The 23,064-nt window shown below is 63.5% G+C and carries 17 protein-coding genes; 13 read left to right on the top strand and 4 right to left on the bottom strand.

Annotated features, from left to right (window positions below):
* The first annotated feature begins 154 nt into the window (after positions 1-154).
* The 8 genes from P9250_RS21480 to P9250_RS21445 all read left to right on the top strand — a co-directional run bounded on the left by P9250_RS21480 (position 155) and on the right by P9250_RS21445 (position 9,924).
* Entirely contained in the window at positions 155-697 is a 543-nt protein-coding gene (locus P9250_RS21480; protein ID WP_370652125.1) for a DUF192 domain-containing protein, read from the top strand.
* Between the two features lie 259 nt (positions 698-956).
* On the top strand, positions 957-3,062 hold the full coding sequence (gene fusA, locus P9250_RS21475) for an elongation factor G (RefSeq protein ID WP_250463444.1): 2,106 nt from the start codon (positions 957-959) through the stop codon (positions 3,060-3,062).
* A gap of 127 nt (positions 3,063-3,189) precedes the next feature.
* A complete protein-coding gene (locus P9250_RS21470; protein ID WP_310395070.1) occupies positions 3,190-3,669 on the top strand; it encodes a cupin domain-containing protein in 480 nt (159 codons plus the stop codon).
* Between the two features lie 115 nt (positions 3,670-3,784).
* The gene (locus tag P9250_RS21465) at positions 3,785-5,455 is read left to right on the top strand and encodes an ABC transporter substrate-binding protein (RefSeq protein WP_310395068.1); all 1,671 of its coding nucleotides are present in this window, start codon (positions 3,785-3,787) and stop codon (positions 5,453-5,455) included.
* A 15-nt stretch (positions 5,456-5,470) separates the two neighbouring features.
* The gene (locus tag P9250_RS21460) at positions 5,471-6,502 is read left to right on the top strand and encodes an ABC transporter permease (RefSeq protein WP_244827203.1); all 1,032 of its coding nucleotides are present in this window, start codon (positions 5,471-5,473) and stop codon (positions 6,500-6,502) included.
* Positions 6,499-7,356, top strand: coding sequence for an ABC transporter permease (locus P9250_RS21455; protein ID WP_250463432.1), 858 nt, complete (start codon positions 6,499-6,501; stop codon positions 7,354-7,356). The genes P9250_RS21460 and P9250_RS21455 overlap by 4 nt, the downstream gene beginning before the upstream one ends.
* On the top strand, positions 7,353-9,440 hold the full coding sequence (locus tag P9250_RS21450) for an ABC transporter ATP-binding protein (RefSeq protein WP_309961385.1): 2,088 nt from the start codon (positions 7,353-7,355) through the stop codon (positions 9,438-9,440). Before P9250_RS21455 ends, P9250_RS21450 begins: the two co-directional genes overlap by 4 nt.
* Positions 9,441-9,516: 76 nt before the next feature.
* The gene (locus P9250_RS21445) at positions 9,517-9,924 is read left to right on the top strand and encodes a hypothetical protein (RefSeq protein WP_250491885.1); all 408 of its coding nucleotides are present in this window, start codon (positions 9,517-9,519) and stop codon (positions 9,922-9,924) included.
* Between the two features lie 28 nt (positions 9,925-9,952).
* Here P9250_RS21445 and P9250_RS21440 read toward each other — a convergent pair whose 3' ends face one another.
* Genes P9250_RS21440 through aspT (P9250_RS21430) form a run of 3 tightly spaced genes read right to left on the bottom strand, consistent with a single transcriptional unit; the run spans position 9,953 to position 14,249 of the window.
* Positions 9,953-10,798, bottom strand: a complete 846-nt coding sequence (locus tag P9250_RS21440) for an aldo/keto reductase (protein ID WP_310395064.1) — start codon at positions 10,796-10,798, stop codon at positions 9,953-9,955.
* A 57-nt stretch (positions 10,799-10,855) separates the two neighbouring features.
* On the bottom strand, positions 10,856-12,553 hold the full coding sequence (aspT, locus tag P9250_RS21435; protein ID WP_310395061.1) for an aspartate-alanine antiporter: 1,698 nt from the start codon (positions 12,551-12,553) through the stop codon (positions 10,856-10,858).
* A gap of 13 nt (positions 12,554-12,566) precedes the next feature.
* Positions 12,567-14,249 carry an aspartate-alanine antiporter gene (gene aspT / locus P9250_RS21430; protein WP_310395058.1) on the bottom strand — a complete coding sequence of 561 codons (1,683 nt, stop codon included), beginning with the start codon at positions 14,247-14,249 and terminating at the stop codon, positions 12,567-12,569.
* A 480-nt stretch (positions 14,250-14,729) separates the two neighbouring features.
* Between aspT (P9250_RS21430) and P9250_RS21425 the strand changes: the two genes are divergently transcribed.
* Together P9250_RS21425 and P9250_RS21420 are read left to right on the top strand one after the other, a co-directional pair.
* Positions 14,730-15,740 (top strand): LysR family transcriptional regulator, encoded by a 1,011-nt coding sequence (locus P9250_RS21425; protein WP_250491978.1) that lies wholly within the window; start codon positions 14,730-14,732, stop codon positions 15,738-15,740.
* Between the two features lie 62 nt (positions 15,741-15,802).
* Positions 15,803-16,822: a 2-hydroxyacid dehydrogenase gene (locus P9250_RS21420; protein WP_310395051.1), complete on the top strand. Its 1,020-nt coding sequence runs from the start codon at positions 15,803-15,805 to the stop codon at positions 16,820-16,822.
* Between the two features lie 9 nt (positions 16,823-16,831).
* Here P9250_RS21420 and P9250_RS21415 read toward each other — a convergent pair whose 3' ends face one another.
* Positions 16,832-17,329, bottom strand: coding sequence for a plasmid fertility inhibition factor family protein (locus P9250_RS21415; RefSeq protein ID WP_244827195.1), 498 nt, complete (start codon positions 17,327-17,329; stop codon positions 16,832-16,834).
* 171 nt (positions 17,330-17,500) lie between these two features.
* Between P9250_RS21415 and P9250_RS21410 the strand changes: the two genes are divergently transcribed.
* From P9250_RS21410 to P9250_RS21400, 3 genes are read left to right on the top strand one after another with little or no spacing between them, the layout of a single operon-like run.
* Complete coding sequence (locus tag P9250_RS21410; protein ID WP_284509306.1) at positions 17,501-18,598, top strand: ligase-associated DNA damage response exonuclease; 1,098 nt, start codon at positions 17,501-17,503, stop codon at positions 18,596-18,598.
* Positions 18,595-20,250 (top strand): ATP-dependent DNA ligase, encoded by a 1,656-nt coding sequence (locus P9250_RS21405; RefSeq protein ID WP_310395048.1) that lies wholly within the window; start codon positions 18,595-18,597, stop codon positions 20,248-20,250. The genes P9250_RS21410 and P9250_RS21405 overlap by 4 nt, the downstream gene beginning before the upstream one ends.
* A gap of 22 nt (positions 20,251-20,272) precedes the next feature.
* A complete protein-coding gene (locus P9250_RS21400; RefSeq protein ID WP_310395046.1) occupies positions 20,273-23,059 on the top strand; it encodes a ligase-associated DNA damage response DEXH box helicase in 2,787 nt (928 codons plus the stop codon).
* Positions 23,060-23,064: the final 5 nt, after the last annotated feature.

Raw genomic sequence — 23,064 nt, 5'->3', positions numbered from 1 at the left:
GGCGTTGAAGGGCAGATGGCCAACACGGCATCTGCCCTTTTGTTTTATCGACTCGCCTCATGGCACGCGCTTCGAGTAACATTCGCGAGTTTGCCGTGAGCCTGCCGGATTCTCGGCGCATCGATTCTTGATAAGGAGCATCGTCGTGATTCCGTTGTTTCATGCCTTGAAGTCTTCATTCGGTCCGAATCATTCAAATTGGCGTTCGCGCATTGCGAGCCGCGCGCTTGCCGCCGTGCGAGCATTAACTATTGCGTTGTTGTTGCCGTTTGCGGCAATGCCGCTTGCACAAGCGCAGACCATGCCGCCCGGTGCCAAGCAACCTTCCGATTTCCCCCGCGCAAGACTCACCGCCGGCATGTTCGTGATCGATGCCGCTGTCGCCGCCAACGATGCCGATCGCGAGCAAGGCCTCATGTATCGCACGCAGCTTGCATCGAACGAAGGCATGCTCTTCGTGTTTCAGGAAAACGCGGTCCACTGCTTCTGGATGAAGAACACGCTGATCCCGCTGTCGATCGCGTTCATTCGCGCGGATGGCACCGTCACCGACATCGACGAGATGCAAGCCGAAACCGAGAACAACCATTGCCCGCGCAACAACGGCGTTTATGCCCTCGAAATGAGCAAGGGCTGGTTCACGGCCAAAGGCATCAAGCCGGGAACGAAGATTTCGGGCTTGCCGGCCGCACAGTAATCGCGGCAATCGCTGGAAAGATAAAGAGGCGCGTCACGTGAACGCGCCTTTTTTTCGTCCATACCGGCCGCATATGGCCGTCTCCGAGCCTTTTCGATTGCCGCAGGAGCGTTCCAACGAGTTTCCTGCAAAGACCTTGCCAACGCGCTATCCTGAAAAGATTATCGCGATGCCGTTGCGAGCCCGGACGGCAATCGTGTGGCGGCGTGCACGGAATATGCGCATGCCGCCAGGGCTTACTACTCCAAAGGAGGTTCACGTGCCCCGCAAGACTCCCATCGAGCGCTACCGGAATATCGGCATCAGCGCTCACATCGACGCCGGCAAGACCACCACCACCGAGCGCATTCTTTTCTACACCGGCGTGACGCACAAGATCGGCGAGGTGCACGACGGCGCGGCCACGATGGACTGGATGGAACAGGAGCAGGAGCGCGGCATCACGATCACGTCGGCTGCAACCACGGCCTTCTGGAAAGGCATGGCGGGCAATTACCCTGAACACCGTATCAATATCATCGATACGCCGGGACACGTCGACTTCACCATCGAAGTCGAACGCTCGATGCGCGTGCTCGATGGCGCGTGCATGGTCTACGACTCGGTCGGCGGCGTGCAGCCGCAGTCGGAAACCGTGTGGCGTCAGGCGAACAAGTACAAGGTGCCGCGCATTGCGTTCGTCAACAAGATGGACCGCGTCGGCGCGGATTTTTTCCGCGTGCAGCGGCAAATCGGCGAGCGTCTGAAGGGCGTGGCCGTGCCGATTCAAATTCCCATCGGCGCGGAAGATCACTTTCAGGGCGTGGTCGATCTCGTGAAGATGAAGGCCATTCTCTGGGACGACGACAGCCAGGGCATCAAGTTCACCTATGCGGAGATTCCCGACAACCTCAAGGAACTCGCGCACGAATGGCACGGCAAGATGGTCGAGGCCGCCGCCGAAGCCAACGAGGAACTGCTCGAAAAGTACCTCGAGAACCACGAAAGCCTGACCGAGGAAGAAATCAAGGCGGCGCTCAGACAACGCACCATCGCCAACGAAATCGTGCCGATGCTTTGCGGCAGCGCGTTCAAGAACAAGGGCGTGCAGGCCATGCTCGACGCGGTGATCGACTATCTGCCGTCGCCGGTGGACGTGCCCGCCATCCTTGGCCACACGGAAGACGACCAGGAAGCGGAACGCCATCCGAGCGATGACGAGCCGTTCGCCGCCCTCGCCTTCAAGATCATGACGGACCCGTTCGTCGGCCAGTTGATCTTCTTCCGCACGTATTCGGGCGTCGTGAATTCCGGCGATACGGTCTACAACCCGGTGAAGGAAAAGAAGGAACGCCTCGGCCGTATCCTGCAGATGCACGCCAACGAGCGCAAGGAAATCAAGGAAGTGCGCGCGGGCGACATCGCGGCGGCGGTCGGTCTCAAGGAAGCGACCACGGGCGACACGCTCTGCGATCCGAACCACGTCATCATCCTCGAACGGATGATCTTCCCGGAACCGGTGATCTCGCAGGCCGTCGAGCCGAAGACGAAGGCCGACCAGGAAAAGATGGGTATCGCGCTGAACCGGCTTGCGCAGGAAGATCCGTCGTTCCGCGTCACGAGCGACGAGGAATCCGGTCAGACCATCATCTCCGGCATGGGCGAACTGCACCTTGAAATTCTCGTCGACCGGATGAAGCGCGAGTTCGGCGTCGAAGCGACGGTCGGCAAGCCGCAAGTGGCGTATCGCGAGACGGTGCGCAACAAGGTCACGGACGTGGAAGGCAAGTTCGTCAAGCAGTCGGGCGGGCGCGGCCAATACGGCCATGCGGTCATCACGCTCGAACCGGACCCTGGCAAGGGCTACGAATTCGTCGATGCCATCAAGGGCGGCGTGATCCCGCGCGAATACATCCCGGCGGTCGACAAGGGCATTCAGGAAACGCTCAAGGCAGGCGTGCTGGCGGGCTATCCTGTCGTCGACACCAAAGTAACGCTGACCTTCGGTTCCTATCACGATGTCGATTCGAACGAAAACGCCTTCCGCATGGCAGGCTCCATCGCGTTCAAGGAAGCGATGCGCCGCGCGCGGCCGGTGCTGCTCGAACCGACCATGGCCGTCGAAGTGGAAACGCCCGAGGAGTTCATGGGCAACGTGATGGGCGATCTGTCGAGCCGTCGCGGCATCGTGCAGGGCATGGACGATATCGCGGGCGGCGGCGGCAAGATCGTGCGCGCCGAGGTGCCGCTGGCCGAGATGTTCGGCTACTCCACTTCGCTGCGTTCGCTCACGCAAGGCCGCGCGACCTACACGATGGAGTTCAAGCACTACACCGAGACGCCGTCCAACGTGTCCGAAGCGATCATCAATTCCAAAGGAAAATGATCGCCGCTTAAGACGTGTAATATCGGAAGTCCGTTGCTCGCGCGTTGTTGGTGGCGGCAACGGACTTTTTTTATCCGCAGACCAAAACGACAGACCCGACGCGATCACCACGACCATCACGACCACTATGAGCGACGCACATCACACTGATTGGCGCGAGCACGGCGTCAAGGTCATCAAGGGCGACCAGCTCGACACCAACACCGCGCAGACGCCGGGCATGAACCGCGCGGCCGCGATCAATGCGGCGCGCGTCGGTGCGCAGAAAATCTGGGCGGGCACGGTCACGATCCATCCGAATGCGAAGACCGGCGCGCATCATCATGGCGCGCTCGAAAGCGTGATCTACGTCGTGCGCGGACAGGCGCGCATGCGCTGGGGCGAACACCTCGAATTCACCGCCGACGCCGGTCCGGGCGACTTCATCTTCGTGCCGCCTTACGTGCCGCATCAGGAAATCAACGCGAGCACCGACGATCCGCTCGAATGCGTGCTCGTGCGCAGCGACAACGAAGCCGTCGTCGTGAACCTGAATATCGATGCCGTGGAAGCGCCCGAGGAAGTCTTCTGGGTCGACCCGATCCACAAGCATCCGCACGATCATTGACATACCGGCCGCACGCCTTGGCATGCGGCCCGTTCCTTGCTTCCTCGAAACGACGCGGCAACGCTTTTCGCGTGGCCGAACGCATAACGACAACCCGCATACGGAACGACCACCGATGAAGAAATCCTCGACCGACGCACATCACCTCGACGCAGCGCGCACTCATGCGGGCGACCTGGGTAATCATGCGATCGACGAATTCAAGGCAGGCCGGCTTACGCGCCGCGAGTTATTGCATCATGCGAGCGTGCTGGGTATCGCGCTTTCGGCTGGCGGCTTGCTTGGACTCGGCGCGACGAACGCTCGCGCTCAGGCTGCGGCCAAGCCGGGCGGCACCATTCGCGTGGCGCATCTGACGCCCGCGGGCGCCGTCGATCCGCTCACCGTCACCGATGCGTCGGGTCTCGCGCTCATCAATCAGACTGGCGAATTCCTGATCGACGACGACAGCGAAAAGCTCGCGCTCAATCCCGCGCTCGCGCTGTCGTGGTCGTCGAATGCGAAGGGCGATGTCTGGACTTTCAAACTGCGCCAGAACGTGAAGTTCCACGACGGCCAGACCATGACCGCCAAGGACGTGGCCGCGACCTTCAACCGCCTGGCCGATCCGAACGCCGGTTCGGCCGCGCTCTCGGTTCTGAAAGGCGTGCTGTCGAAGGATTCCGCGAAGGTCATCGACGATCACACCGTCGAGTTTCATCTGGACGCGCCCAACGGCAATTTCCCCTACTACGTTTCGTCCGACAACTACAACGCCGTCATTCTCCCGGCGAATTTCACGGGTTCGTACGAGAAGACCTTCATGGGCACGGGCGCGTTCAAGCTCGAAAAGTACACGCCGAAAGTTGGCGCGTCGTTCGTGCGCAATCCCGACTACTGGGGCGCAAAAGCGCTGCCGGACCGCGTGAACTTCTCGTTCTATGCGGACCATCAGGCGCAGCTTCTTGCCATGCAAGGCCGCCAGGCCGATGTCATGGGCGACTTCACCGTGCAAGGCGGCGTCTCGATCCTGAGCAATTCGCAGTTTAAGGTACTGGGCGCGAAGTCGAGCTCGCATCGGCAGATTCACATGCGCTGCGATACCGGCCCGTTCAAGGACAAGCGCGTGCGCCAGGCGCTGGCGCTGGCGATCAATCGCGAAGTCATCGTGAAAGGGTTGTTCAAGGGCCGCGCGACCGTCGGCAACGACAGCCCGTTTGCGCCCGTGTTTCCGTCGAGCGATCTTTCCGTGCCGCAGCGCCATCTCGATGTTGCGAGGGCCAAGCAACTGCTCGGCGAGGCCGGCGTGGCGAACGGCTTCGACATCACGCTCACGACCGAAAAGTACATGGAAATTCCTGACCTCGCGGTCGTCGTGCAGAACGCGGCCAAGGCTGTGGGCATCCGCATCACGCTGAAGGTCGAAAGTCAGGATCTGTATTACGGCTCGGGCACGTTCGGCAAGTCGGACTGGCTGGATTCGCCGCTCGGCATCACGGACTACGGGCATCGCGGCGTGCCGAACGTCTTCCTCAACGCGCCGCTCACGAGCGACGGCACCTGGAACGCGGCGCACTTCAAGAATCCGGCTTACGACAAACTCGTCGCGCAATTCGTGGCCTCGCTCGACGTGGCATCGCAGAAGAAAGTGTCGGGCGACATTCAGCGTCTGTTGCTCGATGAAACGCCCGTGATCATCCCGTACTTCTACGACCAGCTGATCGTCACGCGCGCCAGTGTTTCGGGCGTGCGTTTCAATGCGATTTCGCAGATGTGGTTCGACCGGGCGACGGTGTCGGCGGCTTAAAGGAGGTTCGCGAGGATGAGCACGATCACGCCCTCGACCCGCATCGGGCCGGCGCGCAACGGCGGCGCGAAAGCACGCCGCGTGTTGCGCTTCGTCGGCGTGCGCGTGCTGCTTGCGCTCGTCACGCTCTGGCTCTTGTCGATGATCGTCTTCGCCGGCGGCCAGTTGCTGCCGGGCGATGTCGGCCGCGCCATTCTCGGCCCGCTCGCGGATGCGCGCGCTGTCGCCGCGCTGAATCATCAGCTCGGCGTGGACCGGCCGCTTCTCACGCAATATTCGGCGTGGATCACGCATTTCCTGCGCGGCGACATGGGCGAGTCGTATGCGTTTCGCGCGCCGGTTGCACCGTTTATCGGCGAGGCGCTGTGGAATTCGGCGAAGCTCGGCGCGCTGGCGTTCATCGTCGTGGTGCCGCTCGGCATTGCAGGCGGCGTGTATGCGGCGCTGCACGCGGGGCGCTGGATCGACCGGATCATCAGCATTGGCGGACTCACGCTGACGGTCGTGCCGGAATTCGTTTCGTCGATCGTGCTGATCCTCATCTTCGGCGTGTGGCTGCAATGGCTGCCGATAGAAGCAAGCGCCAGCGCCGATGCCGGCATTCTCACGCAATTGCAGCATCTGATTTTGCCGGTGCTGCCACTCGTCTTCGTGTTCTTCGGCTATATCGCGCGGATGGCGCGCGCGGGCACCGTCGAAGCGCTCGATGCCGACTACACGCGCACCGCAATCCTCAAGGGCTTGCCGCGCCGTATCGTGATCTGGCGGCACGTGCTGCGCAATGCGCTTCTGCCAACCGTGACGGTTGCCGCGACGCAGCTCGGCTACATGATCGGCGGGCTGGTCGTCGTGGAGACGCTCTTCCACTATCAGGGCATCGGCTCGCTGATCTACAACGCGGCGAAGGCCAAGGACTTCCCGATGCTCGAAGCAGGCGTACTCAGCATCGGCGTGATCTACACGGCGGCGAATTTGATCGCGGATGCGCTTTACGTCGTGCTGAATCCGCGCCTGCGCACGGCGGATTCGTCGGGAGACGGGCGATGAGCACGCAAGCCCTCGCCCCCGTCAAACCGAAGCGCTTCGAGGCGCTTTTCGCGTTGTCGCGCTCGGCGACCTTCGTCGTCGGCGTGTCGATCCTGCTCTTCTGGGTGCTGTGCGCCTTGTTCGGTCAGCATGCCGTGCCGATCGATCCCTACGCTTCCGATCCCTTGAACTCGCTCGCGCCGCCTTCCGGCGATCACTGGTTCGGCACCGATCAGCTCGGCCGCGACGTGTTCGCGCGCGTGATCGTCGGGTCGCGCGACATTCTCACCATCGCGCCGCTCGCGACACTCATCGGCACGGCGGCGGGCACGGCCATCGGCCTCGTGGTCGGCTACTTCGACGGCTGGGTCGATGCCGTCGTCGGCCGCGCTATCGACGCTCTTCTCGCGCTGCCGCTCGTCATCGTCGCGCTGCTGGCGCTGGCCGCCGTGGGCGCGAGCAATACGACGGTGATTATCGTGATCGGCCTGACCTTCGCGCCGATCACCGCGCGCACGGTACGCGCCGCCGTGCTGGGCGAACGCCATCTCGACTACGTGATGGCGGCGCAGTTGCGCGGCGAGAATGCGCTTTACATCATGTTCGCGGAGATTCTTCCGAACGTGCTGCCGCCGATCATCGTCGAAGCCACCGTGCGGCTCGGCTACGCGATCTTCGCGGTCGCGACGCTCTCGTTCCTGGGATTCGGCATTCAGCCGCCGTCCGCCGACTGGGGACTCGCGTTGTCCGAAAGCTATACGCTGATGGCGGGCGGCGCGTGGTGGACGGTCGTGTTCGATGCCGCCGCCATTGCCTCGCTCGTCGTCGCTGTCAACCTCGTCGCGGATGCCGTGCAAGGAGTGCTCGACCGATGAACGGACCGCCGCCATCGGCATTTCCCACGTTCGGCGCCGCCAAGGGCGAAGCGACGGACGCGCTCACCATCGTCGGACTGACGGTGGCCTACCGTTCGCGCGGACGCGAGCGCGAAGTGCTGCAGGACGTCTCCTTGCGCGTGCGGCGTGGCGAAGCGTACGGACTCGTCGGCGAATCCGGCTGCGGCAAGTCGACGGCGGCGCTCGCGGTGCTGCGCTACTTGCCGAAGAACGGCCGCGTAAAGTCAGGCCGCATCTCGATAGCCGGGCGCGATGTCTCCGCGCTGTCCGCCGACGCCCTGCGCGAAATGCGCGCCGATGCCGTCTCCATGGTCTATCAGGACCCGGGGCGCGCGTTGAATCCGTCGCTGACCGTCGCGCGGCAAGTGTCCGAAGCCTTCGAGGCTTCGGGCGCTTCTGAAAGCGACGCGCTCGAGCGCACGGTGGAGATGCTGCGGCGTGTGCGTATTGCATCGCCCGAACGGGTGATGGAAAGCTACCCGCATCAACTGTCGGGCGGCATGCAGCAGCGCGTGGTGATCGCCATGGCGCTTGCCTGCAATCCCGAACTGCTGATTCTCGATGAACCCACCACCGGTCTCGATGCCACCGTCGAAGCCGAAGTGCTCGATCTCATTGCGCAATTGCGTGAGGAACTCGGCACCGCCGTGCTGTTCATCAGCCACAATCTCGCGGTGATCGGGCGCATGTGCGAGCGCGTCGGCGTGCTGTATGCGGGCAAGCTCGTCGAGGAAGGCGCAACCGCCGATGTCTTCGCAAAGCCGCGCCATCCATACACCGTGGGCCTGTTGCGCTGTCTGCCGACGAGTGGCCGCAGCAAGGAAAATGGCCGGCTCGACACCATTCCCGGTTCGTTGCCGCTGCCGGGATCGGTGACGCAAGGGTGCATCTTCGCCGCGCGCTGCAAGCTCGCCGACGAACGGTGTCTCAAGGAAGCGCCGCCGCCGTATCGGATGAGTGCGGCGCACGGCGATCAGATGGCGCGCTGTCACTATCACGAACGCGCGGAAATGCTGCCGCGTTCGACCGACGAAACGCCCGCCGCGCCTCCACTCGATCATCGAGCGCAACCGACGCTCGCGCTCACCGCACGCAACCTGTCCAAAACCTTCCATGTCGGCGATGAAGAAGTGCGCGCCGTTCACGATGTCTCGCTCGACCTCGTGCAAGGCGAAACACTCGGACTCGTCGGCGAATCGGGCAGCGGCAAGACCACGCTCGCCAAGCTGCTGCTGGGCCTCGTCTCGCCGGACAAGGGCGCGACGCTCGAACTCGACGGCCAGCATCTGCCCGAACGCGTCACGCGGCGCAGCGACGAGCAGGTGAAGTCGCTGCAGATCGTGTTTCAGAACCCGGATTCGGCGCTCAATCGCGCGCATTCGGTGCGCCGGCTGATTGCGCGTTCGCTGTCGAAACTCGCGTCGCTGCGTGGCGAAGCGAAGGAAAAGCGCCTGCAATCGCTGACCGAAGCCGTGCGTCTGCCGGAGCGCTATCTCGGCTCGCGCACGCGCCAATTGTCGGGCGGATTGAAGCAACGCGTGGCGATCGCGCGTGCTTTTGCGGGCGATCCGCGCGTCGTCGTCTGCGACGAGCCGACTTCCGCGCTCGATGTCTCCGTGCAGGCCGCCATCCTCAATCTGCTGGCGGACTTGCAGCGCGAACGGCGCGTGAGCTACGTATTCATCTCGCACGATCTGCACGTCGTGCGCTATTTGTCGGATCGGATTGCGGTGCTGTATCTCGGGCGCATCATGGAGATCGGCCGCGCGGCGGATGTCTTCACGGGGCCGCAGCATCCGTACACCGAAGCATTGCTCTCCTCGGTGCCCGCGCTCGAAAGCGCGCCCGTGCAAAACGAGCGCATTCGCTTGTCGGGCGAGTTGCCTAGCGCGGCGAATCCGCCTTCGGGATGCGTGTTCCACACGCGCTGTCCGCGCAAGGTCGGCGACATCTGCGAACGCGAGGTTCCGCCTTGCCGCGATGCGGGGCACGGTCATGCCATTCACTGTCATATTCCGGTCGAGGAGCTGCGCGCGCTGCAAAGTCCCGAAAAGGTGACTTAAGCGCCGCGCGCCCGGAACCAAAGTGCGTGTTTGCGCCTCTCATCGGTTCACTCTCAAAACAACGAGGATTCAATCGATGAAACCCACTCTCTCGCTCGCTCTCGCCGCAGCTTGTGCCTTCGGTTCCGCTGCCGCTCACGCGCAGACGGCGGCGCCTGCCGCCATCGACCAGAGCTTCACTGCTTATTCGCTCGCGCAGCAATGCGCCCAGAAGGGCGACAACACCGCGCAAGGTCAGTGCGTGGGCGCCGTGCGCGGCATCGTGCGGGGTTATCAGTACGGCGTGCTGTTCCTGTCGCAACGCGCGTCGCTGCAGGATGGCGACACCAAGCGCGTGTCGCTGTGCCTGACGGATACGTCGGTGTCATCGATCGTCGATGACTTCCTCACCGATGCGAAACAGGTGAACGAAGCCGATCTCAAGCGCACGCCGGCTGAAGTGGCGGTGCTGGGGTCGGTGCATTTGCATCACGCTTGCACGTGACTTGCACGTGCTTTGCACTTGAGCCCGCTCAAAGCATCTCCAACCCGCGCTTCGCTTTTGGCGGCTTGAACTGCTGATCGATGTCCGCCAGTTCATTCGCCGACAACGCAAGGTCGAGCGCCGCGCGATTCTCGCGGATATGCGCAATATCCGCGGCTTTAGGAATCGCGAAGACTTGCGGCTGTTGCAGCACCCACGCGAGCGCGACCTGAAACGCCGATACGCCGCGCGCCGCCGCGATCTTCTCCAGCGCCCCGCCCCTCGGTAGACGCGCGTGATCGACGGGGCTATACGCCATCGCTGGAATGCGGCGCTCGCGCAACCACGGCAGCAGGTCGAACTCGGGTCCACGACGCGCGACGTTATAGAGAATCTGATCGGTTGCGCAGGCATCGCCGTGATCGAGCGAAAAAAGTTCTTCCATGTCGTCGGTGTCGAAGTTGCTCACGCCCCAGTGGCGAATCTTGCCATCGCGCCTGAGTTTTTCGAAGCCCGCGATCACGCCTTCCAGATCCTCGCCGCCGCGCCAGTGCAGCAAGTAAAGATCGATGCGGTCCGTCGCCAGTCGCTTCAGGCTGCGCTCGCACGCGCTCTGCACGCCGCGTTCATTGCCGTTATGCGGATACACCTTGCTGACGATGAACAAGTCCTCGCGCCGGTCGCCGAGCGCTTCGGCGATCAGCTTTTCGCTTTCGCCATCGCCGTACATTTCGGCGGTATCGATGAGCGTCATGCCGAGTTCCACGCCCTCGCGCAATGCGGCGATCTCGGTCTGGCGGGTGTTCGGGCGTTCGCCCATCTCCCAGGTTCCCTGGCCGAGCTTTGGAATGGTTTCGCCGTTCGGCAACGTGACGGTTGGCAGTGTGTACGCCATGGAAAGCCTCCTTGTGCTGAAGGCCGATTATGTCGCAAGGAGCACTCCAGGTATTCGCTAGACCAGTCCGACGACGAGCGGCCCGAGCAAGGTCAGAAGCACGTTCGCAAGCGCGTAGGTGACGGCGAACGCAGCCGTCGGCACCGGGCTTTCCGCCTTGTCGAGCACGCCGCCGAACGCCGGATTCGCACTGCGCGACCCCGACAGCGCGCCCGCGAAAACCGCCGCGTTGTCGTAGCGCAGGACATATCGGCCGAACAGCATCGTGAGAAGAAGCGGAAACAGCGTGACGAATACGCCGAGCAGAAAGATGGTCACGCCGCTTTGCTTCACCGTCACGACCGCCTGCAAACCCGAGTTCAGGCCGACCACCGCGACGAACGCGGCCAGCCCGAAGTCCTTCAGCAATTGCGATGCGGCGGGCGGCATGACGCCATACATCGGATGCTTGCCGCGCATCCAGCCGAACAGAAGGCCCGTGAGCAGACAGCCGCCGCCCGAGCCGAGCGTGATCGGTATGCCGCCCACGCGCACCACGATCAGCCCGATCAGCAGTCCCAGCACGATACCCACGCCCATGTAGATGAAGTCGGTCTTGTCGGTGAAGGGAAGCTCGTAACCGGCGGCATCGACGGCGCGCTTCGTGTCTTGCGGCGCACCGTAGACGGTGATCACATCGCCATGTTCGAGGCGCGTCTCCGGCAACACGGGCATAGGCGAACCGGCGCGCGAAATCTCCTGGATATAGACGCCGTGCCGCATGTCGCGATCCACGGTCGCGCGCAGCGCGGCGATCGTCGTGTGGTTCATGCCGCGCTTGGTGAACACGCCCTGACGCTTCTGCATGACGACGCTGATGCCGTCGGTGTCCGCGACTTCCTCGCCGAGTTGCGCCGCCGCGCTCACCATTACTTCGCGCCGTCCGACGACGAGCACGATATCGCCTGCCGAGAGCATGACGTCGGGACGCGCTTCGAGCGCCTTGCCGCCGCGCCGGATGCGCTCGATGGTGATCATGTCCGCTTCGGCCATTTCGAGGTCGGCCACCGTGCGGCCCGCCGCGCCGCTTGCCGCCGTCACGCGAAACGCCCGCCCGACGAGCGCGGGCAACGCGGAAACCTGGCCCGCCGCGGGCCCGGATGCGCCGCCGCCCGCAAGCTGCCGCTCGGCGTCGACGGATGCTTCCTTCAGGCTCTGTCCCATGAACTTCGGCAGGATGTTCACGCAGACGATGATCGCGCCGAGCGAGCCGAAGACGTAAGTCACGGCATAGGCAATGGCGACATCGGACTGGAGCGCCTTCGCTTCGGCGGCCGGCAAGCCGAGCCGCGCGATCGCGTCGCCCGCCGTGCCGATGATCGCCGATTGCGTCAGCGCCCCGCCCGCGAGTCCGGCCGCGAGTCCCTTGTTCAATCCGAAGACCTTCGCGCAGACGATCACCGTGACGAGCGCGGAGACAGCCAGAAACACGGCCATCGCGATTTCGCGCAGCGTCTTGCGATTGAGCGAGTTGAAGAACTGCGGCCCGGAGTCGTAGCCGACCGCATAGATGAACACGGCGAACATCACCGCCTTCACGCCATTGTCGATTTGCACGCCGATCTGGCTGATCGCCACCGCCGCGAGCAGCGAGCCGCCCACGCCGCCCAGCTGGAACTTGCCGAAGTTGATCTGGCCGATGAGATAACCCGCCGCGAGCGAAAGAAAGAGCGCCGTTTCGGGCGACTTCTGAAAGACGAGGTGCATCCATTCCATGTCGATGTCCCCTTCAGCCGAGCTTGCTTGCCAGCCCGACGACGAGCGGCCCGAGCAGCGGCAGCAGCACGTTCGAGATCGCATAGGTGATGGTGTAGCCGATCACGGGCGTCGCGTTGCCCGTCACGCCGACGAGCGCGCTGATGGCGGGCGTGCTGCACTGCTGGCCGGCGATCGCGCCGAGCAGCATCGGCACTTCGAGCTTGAGCAGCATCCTGCCGATAAAAAGCGACGCGAGCGCGGGCCCCAGCGTGATGACGATGCCCGCAAGCGGCAGCGCGATACCGAATTCGCGAATCAGCCGCAGCGCGTCCGCGCCCGCCGACAAGCCCACCGCCGCGATGAAGGTGCACAGTCCGAAGTCCTTGAGAATCTGCGCGGCAGCGGATGGCAACGAGCCGATCACCGGATAGCGCGAACGAATCCAGCCGAACAGAAGACCTGAGAGAAGACAACCGCCGCCCGTGCCGAGCGTGATGTCGATGCCGCCGACACGCGCCGAAAACCGCCCGATCGCGATGCCCGCGATCACGCCGAGCCCGAGATACACGAAGTCGGTTTTTTGGGTCGCGCGGATGATGTAGCCGAGCTTCGACGCGCCGCGCGCGACATCTTCCTTGTTGCCGACGAGCGTAAGCACATCGCCGCGATGCAGTTGCGTGCCGGGCAACGCGGGAATGGTGCTGTCCAGTCGCGTCACGGCCGCGACGAAGACGCCGCGCCCTTCGCCCGGCGCGGCGCGGGCGCGCGCCTGGGCAAGCGTGAGGCCGTGCAGCGCGCGCGCTGTGAGCATGACATCGACTTTCTCGACGTAGACATCCGAGACGCCGCCGCCGAACACTTCCTCGCCGATAGCGGGCAGTGCCTCGACGATCGCCTCGCGGCGGCCGCCGACCATCACGCGGTCGTTCGCCTTCAGGATGACCGACGGCTGCGCCTTGATGACCGAGCGGTCGCGCAACACGCGCTGCACGCTGATGTTGTTGCCGAAGCGCTTTTCAAGATCGCCGATGGACTGGCCCGCGCCCGCCGTCACTTTCAGTTCGCGTCCGGCGAGAGGCGGCGCGGCAAGCGTCTGCCCTTCGGACAGCGCGCCGTCGCCACCGAGCTTGCGCCACACGCGCTCGGCTTCATCGCGCAGATTAACGCGCAGGATGAGCGGCGCGAACTGGCTCGAAAAGAGCACGATCGTGACGAGCCCGAACAGGTAGCTCACGCTGTACGCGGTCACGATATTCGCCTGCAAGCGCGCGATTTCCGCGGCCGGAAGCCCAAGCCGCCCGATGGCCTCGGACGCCGTGCCGATCACGGCCGATTCGGTGGCGCCGCCGGCCAGAAGTCCCGCCGCCGTGCCTGGATCGAGCCTGAGCAGGCGCACGCTCAGGAGCACGAGCGCCACCACCACCACGACTTCCACGAGTGAGAGGATGCCGTAGCGCCAGCCGCGTCCGACATTCGCGAAAAACTGCGGGCCGCCCGTGAATCCGAGCGCAAAGATAAAAAGCGCGAAAGCGATATTTTTCAGATCGGGGGAAATTCGCGCGCCGCTTTGCCCGAGAATCAATGCGACGATGAGCGTGCCGCAAACGCCGCCCAGCTGAATCGGCCCGAGTTTGAAAGACCCAATAAAAAAACCGATCGCGAGACTCGCGAAGAGAGCTATTTCCGGTTGCGCCTTTAACAGAGTCCACAGCATGGTTGGTGTAGATCCGGTTGATTGTCGACAAAACCTCGGGCTTATTTATTAGCTCTCAAGCCGGGAAAATCCCGATTGGATTTTATCCAATTCAGCAAAGCGGAGATACGTTTCCTAACATAAACCCGCTACTAATCTCACGGTTAATTAAAATGCTGCTTTTTAGTATCCACACAATACTTCATACGACTTCGTTATGGCTTTGCCGGCAGGCATAAGCGCGGTTCCGTGCGATATCGCACCTTCAGGAGTAGATTCGTATAAAAATCAACCATCAAGTCCGTGCATCTACGAAAAACCGAAATAAAACCCGTCACGTGCGCAATTACTCTATTTACCTTAAAAAATTAAATATTGCATTTCTTTCGTCCTGTCAATATTATCCGTTTAAAGAACAAAACGAGGGTCAACAAAAGTGAACGGCCGTATCTTTGGATGCGCCTAACTCACTCCATCGCTGTACAACCTGAGGGCTGCACAATGAATCAGATCCATGCAATGCGAGTTTTCGTTCGGGTAGCCGATACCGAAAGCTTCAGACGAGCCGCCCAGCAACTAGACGTCTCAAATGCCTTGGTGACGCGGGCAATTGCCATGCTCGAAGCGCATTTGCGAACGCGTTTGATTAACCGGACCACGCGAAATCTTTCTCTCACGGAAGCCGGCACACGCTATCTCGAAGGCTGTCGGGCTCTGCTGGAAGAATTGGATCATCTTGAGTCGGCAGTTACCCATACCGAAGGCGAACCTAGCGGCACTTTGCGCGTGGTGGCATCGAGCGCGCTTTCACTCCTAACCCTTACTCCGTTAATCGACGGATTCAGAAAGCTTTATCCGAAAGTCAATGTGCGCCTGACGCTCGCCGAACGTCACGTCGATCTCGTCGAAGACGGCTATGACGTGGGAATCGTCACCGCGTTCATGGTGTCGAGCACCGCGCTCGTGGAACGTCCCGTCGGCAATAACGCGCTCGTGCCCGTTGCCACGCCCGCGTATCTCGCTGAACACGGCACGCCCGCCACGCCAACCGATCTACAGTCCATGCCGTCCGTTGGGCTACCCAGCGAGATACGAAGCTCTTCCTGGCATTTCCGGCACCGCCATGGAGCAGCGGACCAAGTTGCCCTCGCTCCCGTCTACTCGGTCAACAGTGCGCTGATGGTGCGCCTTGCGACGATGCGTGACATGGGCTTTTCGATCCTGCCCGAAGGCATCGTCAACCGGGATATCGCAGACGGCACGCTCGTGCGGCTCTTGCCCGAGTACACCATCGACGACCCGGAGATGAAAGTGTCGATCGTGTATCCGGGACGTCAATATCTGCCTGCCAAGACGCGCTTTTTCATCGACTACGCGCTTGAAAGGCTCACTCAGGAAGTGACCTCGGCATCGTCCAAGCCAGATGAAATCTACCGGCCGACGCCCCCCGCCTTTAAGCCCGCACCGGGCGCAGGCGTGACGCCTGCCGTCACCTCGGCGACCCACCACTAACCCCAAAGGCGTGCGGCTTATCTCACAGGCCGGTACGCGTCGATTCTTGCCTGTGACGAAACATGTCGAGCGCCCATTCCCATCGCCTCATTCTCTTTAGCAGCCGTCAGTACGACGCCGATACGTTTTGTCAGGCTAACGAATCGTTCGGCGTCGAGCTCGATTTTCGCGAAACTCATCTCGACGCGCAGACGGCCATCCTTGCGCAAGGTTTCACGGCCGTCTGCCCGTTCGTCAACGATCTCGTCGACGCCGCCGTACTCGAAAAGCTCCACGCAGGCGGCACGCGTCTGGTCGCATTGCGCTCGGCGGGCTTCAATCATGTCGATCTGCATGCGGCCAAGCGCCTTGGCATCGCCGTCACGCGCGTTCCCGCGTACTCGCCGCATGCGGTGGCGGAACACGCGGCCGGCATGATCCTCACGCTCAATCGCCGGCTGCATCGCGCGGTGGCGCGCACGCGCGAAGGCGATTTCTCGCTCAACGGCCTGCTCGGCTTCGATCTGTATGGCAAGACCGTCGGCGTGGTCGGCACGGGTATCATCGGGCGCACGTTCGGCAAGATCATGGCGGGCTTCGGCATGCAGGTGCTCGCCTACGATCCAGGACCGCCCGCCACGGACCTGCTCGAACGCGGCGCGCGCTATGTCGCTCTGGACGAACTGCTCGCGAACTCCGATGTCGTCTCGCTGCACTGTCCGCTCCTGCCCGCGACCTATCACATGATCGACGAACGCGCGCTCGCAAGCATGAAGCGCGGCGCCATGCTCATCAATACCGGACGCGGCGGGCTCGTGGAAAGCAATGCGTTGATCGGCGCGCTGAAGAGCGGCCAGTTAGGGCATCTCGGACTGGATGTCTACGAGGAAGAAGGCGGTCTTTTCTTCGAAGACCATTCGGACCACTTGCTTCAGGACGACGTGCTCGCGCGTCTTCTCACGTTTCCGAACGTCATCATTACCGCGCATCAGGCGTTTTTTACGCGCGAGGCGTTGATCGAGATTGCATCGACCACGCTCGGCAACCTCATCGCATGGGCGAACGGCACGCCGCGTAATCTGGTCGATGCCCCCGCCGCCTGACCGGCGCAATCACATATCGCCGTATTCCGCGCTCGCTTCGCCGGGCGCGGCGCACATGGCAAGCAGCATGGCCGCTTCGCGCTCGTGCACTTCCACCGGCATGCAAAGCGCGCCCGCATGAGCCAGATAGCGCGCGCGATGCTGCCCGTTGCGAAACGCGATCACACCCTCACGATGCACGCCCAGCAAGCCTAGAAAACCCGACGAGCGGCGCACGCTGATGGTCACGTAAGGCATCTCCGGCACACGCGGATTGTCCGGGTCGAGAAACTCGCGGATCCCGCGCACCTTGCCCGCGTGCCAGTCGGTGACGGCCTTGAGCACGTAGTCGGTGTCGTCGCGATTGGCGCATTCGAGCAGTTTCCTGACATCGACGAGTACGACCTGATGGCGGGAACCCGGGTCGTTGAAGACCCGTTTCAGGCGCACGAAGTCGTACTGAGGATGGCCTTGCAGCCTGACGATCCAGACCGCTTCTGCGGCGGTCGGCGCTACGATCGTATCCATGTTCGGCACCAAAAAGACGAGCGGCGCGCGCCCCGTGCGCGCGTATCGCGAGATGAAGCGGCGATAGATGAGTCAGTTAAACTTTTACACCCTAGCGGTTAATCGTGAAAGCACCATGACGGGCACGTGGCGTGCTTTTGTGGTCGGAATCGAACACTAATGGCAAGCTGCATGCCTCAACGTCTCGTGGACACCTCTTCCGACCTGATCGTCGCGCGGCCCGAAGGGCTGTTTTGCCCGCCGGGCGGCTTCTATATCGACCCGTGGCGACCGGTCGAACGCGCCGTGATCACGCACGCGCATGCGGACCACGCACGCTTCGGACATGCGCACTATCTCACCGCCGAAGCGGGGCTGGGCGTGTTGCAGTCGCGCCTTCCGGGCATCGACGTTCAAGGTCTGCCTTATGGCGAGAGAATCGACGTGAATGGCGTGACGGTCTCGCTGCATCCCGCCGGACATGTGCTCGGCTCGGCGCAAGTGCGCGTGGAGCACGGCGGCCGCGTGTGGGTCGCATCCGGCGACTACAAGGTCGAGCCCGATCCGACTTGCGCGCCCTTCGAGCCCGTGCGCTGCGATACCTTCATCACGGAATCGACCTTCGGCTTGCCGATCTATCGATGGGAACCGTCCAAGGCCGTGTTCGATGGCGTCGATGCATGGTGGCGGCATAACGCCGCCGAAGGCCGCGCTTCCGTGCTCTTCTGCTATTCGTTCGGCAAGGCGCAGCATGTGCTCGCGGGCATCGACAGGAGTATCGGGCCGATCTTCTGTCATGGCGCGGTCGAGCCGCTGAATCGCGCCTATCGCGATGCGGGTGTCGACCTGCCGCCGACGCGCCTCGTCAGTGAAATCGCCGCGCGCGACAAGGCCGAGTTCAAGGGCGCGCTGATCGTCGCGCCACCATCCGCGCAAGGCAGCACGTGGATGCGCCGCTTCGGCGATTACAGCGATGCCTTCGCGTCCGGCTGGATGCGTCTGCGCGGCACGCGGCGGCGCAAGGGCGTGGACCGCGGCTTCGTGTTGTCCGACCATGCGGACTGGCCGGGCCTGCAACTCGCGATAGGCGCGACGGGCGCGGAACGCGTGATCGTCACGCACGGACAGATCGAGCCGATGGTGCGCTGGCTCACCGAGCAAGGTCTCGAAGCAGGCGCGTTCACGACCGAATACGGCGACGACGCCATCGAAGCCGATGCCGCCGATGCGCCCGCCGAAGTCTCTGCGCCAGCCGCGACCGACGCGTCAGCCGAGACGGCGCCGCAATGAAACGCTTCGCGACGCTTTATACGGCGCTCGACGCCACCACATCGACGAACGAAAAGCTCGAAGCGCTGATCGCCTACTTCTCGGGCGCCGCGGCCGAAGACGCGGCGTGGGCGTCGTACTTCCTTGCAGGCGGCAAGCCGCGCCAGTCGGTGCCGACGCGCCTTTTGACCGAACTCGCCCGCGAACGCGCGGGTCTGCCGGATTGGCTCTTCGAGGAGTCGTATCAGGCCGTCGGCGATCTCGCGGAGACGATTGCGCACGTGCTCCCGCCCGCCTCGCGCGAATCGGAACTCGGGCTTGCTCAATGGATCGAGGAGCGCGTGCTGACCTTGCGTGGCGTGTCGCCGGCGGAGTTGCGTGAGCGGCTGCTCGGTTACTGGGACGAACTCAACTGGGGCGAGCGCTTCCTGCTCACCAAGCTGATCGGCGGCGGTTTTCGTGTGGGCGTCGCGCGGCAACTCGTCGTGCGCGCGCTCGCGCAAGTGGCGGGCGTCGATCACAAGCGCATCGCGCAACGCATGGTCGGCTGGACCGACTCGCGCCAAAGCCCGAGCGCGGCGCGTTATCTTCGGCTGATCGCGCCGACAGCCGAAGGCGATGACGTCGATACCCCGCACGAAAGCGATATCGGCTTGCCGTTTCCCTTCTTTCTCGCGCATCCGTTGCAGATCGATCCGGCGACGCTCGGCGCGCCATCGGACTGGATCGCCGAATGGAAGTGGGACGGCATTCGCGCGCAGATCGTCAAGCGCGCGGGCCGCGTGTGGATCTGGTCGCGCGGCGAGGATCTCGTCACGGAGCGGTTTCCGGAGCTTGCCGCGCTCGGCGCCGCACTGCCCGACGGCGCCGTGATCGACGGCGAGATTCTCGCGTGGGAACCGGGCGCGGACGCACCGCTGCCGTTCGCGCGTCTGCAGCCGCGCATCACGCGCAAGTCGCTGACGAAGAAAGTGCTCGCTGATTCTCCCGCCGCGATGCTCGCCTACGATCTGCTCGAAGCCGATGGCCGCGACCTGCGCACCGAGCCTTTGGAAACGCGTCGTGCGAAGCTGGATGCGCTGGCGGCATCGCTCGCGGTGGATGTCTTGCGCGTGTCGCCGCTCGTGGTGGCGCCCAATTGGGAGACGCTCGCTGGCTTGCGCGACGAAAGCCGCGCGCGCGGTGTCGAAGGGCTCATGCTGAAAGAGCGCATGTCGATGTATGGCGTCGGCCGCACCAAGGCGTCGGGCACCTGGTGGAAGTGGAAGATCGATCCCTACGCCATCGACGCCGTCCTGCTCTACGCCCAGCGCGGCCATGGCCGGCGCGCGAGCCTCTACACGGATTTCACCTTCGCGGTCTGGGACGAAGCGGACGGCGTGCGCACGCTGGTGCCGTTCGCCAAGGCCTATTCCGGCTTGACCGACGAGGAAATGCGCAAGGTCGATGCAATCGTGCGCAAGACGACCATCGAAAAATTCGGTCCGGTGCGCAGCGTCACGCCGACGCTCGTGTTCGAGATCGGCTTCGAGGGCATTCAGGCGAGTCCACGCCACAAATCGGGCATCGCGGTGCGCTTTCCGCGCATGCTGCGCTGGCGGACCGACAAGACTATCGAGGACGCCGATACGCTCGACATGCTCAAGGGGTTTTTGAACGAGGCGGTGGCATGAGAAGCTCGCGCGGAGCATCGGCATGAGTGAACTCGACGATGCGGACGGTATCGACACGCCCGACACGCCCGACACGCCCGACACGTCGGCGCGATCCAGGCGCCGTGCGCCGCGTCCGCGTCGCGTGCCGCGCACGCAGGCGGCGCAGGCCAAGCTCGATGCCGCCGCCGAGCTATTCAAACCCGCGCCGTTTGAATACGACGCGCAGGAAGCCGCGAAGCCGATGGACGAACGCATCACGCGCTGGTTCGATTCGCGCGGCTGGCAGCCGTTCGAGTTTCAGCGGGAAGTCTGGCGTGAGATCGAACGAGGCGCGAGCGGCTTATTGCATGCGACCACGGGCGCGGGCAAAACATGGGCCGTGTGGCTCGGGGCGCTTGCGGCGTACGCGGGACCGCCGAAGCCCAAAGCGGGCGCGAAGCGTAAAGGCAAAACCGCCGGCAATTCCCGGCTCGACGAGAAAGGCCGCGCGCTTGCCGTTGCGGACCCTGAGGACAGCGCGCAATCCACCGCAAAGACCGCCGACCGCGTTGCCACCATCACTGACAAAACGCCCCTCCCCGCGCCGCTCACCGTGCTGTGGATCACGCCGATGCGCGCCCTCGCCGCCGATACCGCCCGCGCCTTGCAAACGGCGGTGACGGCGCTCTCGGTGCCGTGGACCGTCGGCCTGCGCACGGGCGATACGTCATCCACGGAACGCTCGCGTCAGAACCGCCGCATGCCTTCCGCGCTCGTCACCACGCCGGAAAGCCTCACGCTCATGCTCACGCGCGCCAACGCGCGCGAAGAACTCGCGCACGTGCGGCTCGTCGTGGTCGACGAATGGCATGAACTGCTCGGCAACAAACGCGGTACGCAGACGCAACTCGCGTTCGCCCGCCTCGCGCGCTGGCGTCCCGAGGTGCAGATCTGGGGTCTCTCCGCCACGCTCGGCAATCTCGCGCTCGCGCACGACGCGCTGCTGCATCCCGTGCGCACGCCACGCGTCATCGTGCGCGGCGCGCAGCCGAAATCGCTCGTCGTCGACACGCTGATTCCCGAGACCATCGAGCGCTTTCCGTGGGGCGGCCATCTCGGCGTGCGCCAGGTCGGACCCGTCGCCGATGAAATCGAGCACGCGCAAAGTTCGCTCGTCTTCACCAATACCCGCTCGCAATCCGAGATCTGGTATCGCGCGCTTCTGGAGTTGAAGCCGGAGTGGGCCGGACTCATCGCGCTGCATCACGGTTCGCTCGACAAGGAAGTGCGCGACTGGGTCGAACTCGGTCTGAAGAACGGGCAACTGAAAGCCGTCGTATGCACGTCGAGTCTCGATCTCGGCGTCGATTTTCTGCCGGTGGATCGCGTGTTTCAGATCGGCTCGCCCAAAGGCGTCGCGCGTCTCATGCAGCGCGCCGGACGTTCGGGACACGCGCCGGGGCGTGTGTCGCGCGTGACCATCGTGCCGACGCATGCGCTCGAACTCGTGGAGGCGGCCGCGGCGCGCTGGGCCATCGGCGAGCGGCGTATCGAAGGACGGGACATGCCGCTCAAGCCGCTCGATGTCCTCGTGCAGCATCTCGTGACCGTGGCGATAGGCGGCGGCTTCACGCCCGCCGACATGTTCGACGAAGTACGCACGGCGTATGCGTATCGCGATCTCACGCAGGCCGAATTCGACTGGGCGCTCGCCTTCGTCGAACGCGGCGGCACTTCGCTGTCGGCGTATCCGGATTATCACCGCGTCGTTCATGGCGACGACGGCGTGTATCGCGTGCCGCGCGAGGACCTCGTGCGCAGGCATCGGAACAATGTCGGGACCATCGTCGCCAATGCGACCATCAGCGTGGCCTACATGACCGGCGGACGGATCGGCGCGATGGAAGAATCGTTCATCTCGCGCCTGAAACCGGGCGATGTCTTCACCTTCGGCGGCCGCGCGCTCGAACTCGTGCGCGTGCGCGACATGACCGCCTACGTGAAACGCGCGACCTCCTCGCGCGGCGCGATGCCGCAATGGGCCGGCAGCAAGATGCCGCTCTCGTCCGAACTCTCCGAGGCCGCGCTCGTCATGCTCGCGCGCGCCAACGACGGCATCTACGACGAACCCGAAATGCGCGCCGTGCAACCGCTGCTCGACTTGCAGGCGAAATGGTCCGCACTGCCGGGACCGGGCGTGCTGGTCGTCGAAAGCGTGCGGTCGCGCGAAGGACATCATTTCTTTTGTTATCCATTCGCCGGGCGCATGGCGCACATCGGCCTGGGCTCGCTCATCGGCTGGCGCGTCGCGCGCGATCAGCCCAGCACCTTTTCCATTTCGATGAACGATTACGGCTTCGAACTGCTGTCGGCGCGGCCGTTCGACTGGGAGACGCTCATCGAGGAAGGGCTTTTCTCGGCGGAAAATCTCGAGCACGACATTCTCGCGAGCCTCAATGCCTCGGAATTGTCGGCAAGGCGCTTCCGGGAAATTGCGCGCGTGTCGGGGCTGATTTATCAAGGGCATCCGGGGCAGCAGAAAAGCGCGCGGCAATTGCAGGCGTCGAGCGGGCTTTTCTACGAAGTGTTCCGCAAGCACGACAGCGGCAATCTGCTGCTCACGCAAGCCGATCAGGAAGTCATGTTGCAGGAACTCGAACTCGGCCGCATCCGCGCCGCGCTGCAACGCATGAGCGAAAGCCGTCTCGCGCTCACGCATCCGAAGAAGCCGACGCCCTTTGCGTTTCCGCTGATCATCGCGCGTCTGCGTGAAAAGGTGAGTACCGAAAAGCTGTCGGACCGCGTGGAGCGTATGCTTGCCGATCTGGAAAAAGCAGCGCAAGCATAGGATGC

The sequence above is a fragment of the Caballeronia sp. LP006 genome (assembly GCF_031450995.1).
GTDB lineage: Bacteria > Pseudomonadota > Gammaproteobacteria > Burkholderiales > Burkholderiaceae > Caballeronia.
This window is presented reverse-complemented; position numbering and strand designations above follow the sequence as displayed.